This is a genomic window from Mesorhizobium sp. B1-1-5, from assembly GCF_006443065.1.
Classification (GTDB): Bacteria; Pseudomonadota; Alphaproteobacteria; order Rhizobiales; family Rhizobiaceae; genus Mesorhizobium.
On the sequence record NZ_VFWS01000650.1, the window covers coordinates 1 to 1,045 of the forward strand.

At 66.7% G+C, this 1,045-nt stretch carries 1 protein-coding gene; it reads right to left on the reverse strand.

What is annotated here, in order from left to right; all coding sequences use genetic code 11:
* Positions 1-877: lipopolysaccharide heptosyltransferase I (gene waaC, locus FJ980_RS34065; protein WP_140547716.1), on the reverse strand; the 877-nt coding region annotated here is incomplete at its 3' end.
* Positions 878-1,045 lie beyond the last annotated feature (168 nt).

The following is a 1,045-nucleotide window of genomic DNA, read 5'->3' on the forward strand; positions in this document are numbered from 1 at the left end:
ATGCATAGGGGCCGCGCGGACCGGTCAAACCCGGCTCCGTGGCCAAAAACACCGCGACCGTCGGCAGGCCGAAGGCGCTGGCGAGATGCGTGAGCCCCGTATCGGCGCCGATTACCAGCCTCGAGCTGCCCAGGATCGCCGCGATGTCGGCCAATGGTGATTTTGGCACGATGCTCGTCGATGGAACTGCCCGGGCGATCGCTTCAGCCACCGCCTGTTCGCGCTCGTCCGACCAGGTCGTGACCGGCGTCATGCCGCGCTCAACCAGCAGGCGGCCGGTTTCGATCCAGTCTTCAACAGGCCACTTCTTGTCCTCGCGGCTGGTGCCGTGCAGCAGGAAGGCCGTGTTGCCGGCTATGCCGGTCAGATTGCCGGGCGGCGGCACAATGCCCGAATCCAGTATCGAAAGATCGGGCCGGTAACCCAACGCCTGCCCGAAAAGCCGTCGCGTCCGCTCGATGGCGTGCAGGTTGCGGGGGACGGCGTGGCCGACGTCGTAAAGCAGCGTTGCCGAAGGCTCGCGCGCGCTTGAGCGGTCGAAGCCGGCGATCGGCGCCTTCGCCTGCCTGGCCACCAGCGCCGATTTCAACAGGCCTTGCGCATCGATGACCAGATCATAGCGGCACGCACGCAAGGCGCGTCGCAAGGCGGTCGCCTCGCGCCAGGTGGCCTTGTCGAAGAGATGTTTTCGCCAACGCCGGATGGCGACCGTGTGGATGGTTCCGACTGCGGGGTGCAGCGCGACGATGCCGGCGAAAGCCTCCTCGACGCACCAGGCGAAGGCAATATCGGGCCGTGCGCGGCGCGCATCCTGGAGCGCCGGAAAAGTGTGGATGACATCGCCCATCGACGAGGTCTTGACGATCAGCACCTTCATGCGGAGGCCGGGATGTCCAGCAGGCGGTCCGCCGCCGCCATGACCCGTGCGACCTCGAGCGTCTTCAGGCAATTGAGGTGGCCGAGCGGACAGATCTTGCGGTGGCAAGGCGAGCAGGAGAGGCCGAGCCAGACCAGTTCGCGCCGTTCGGCCAGCGGCGGCGTATTC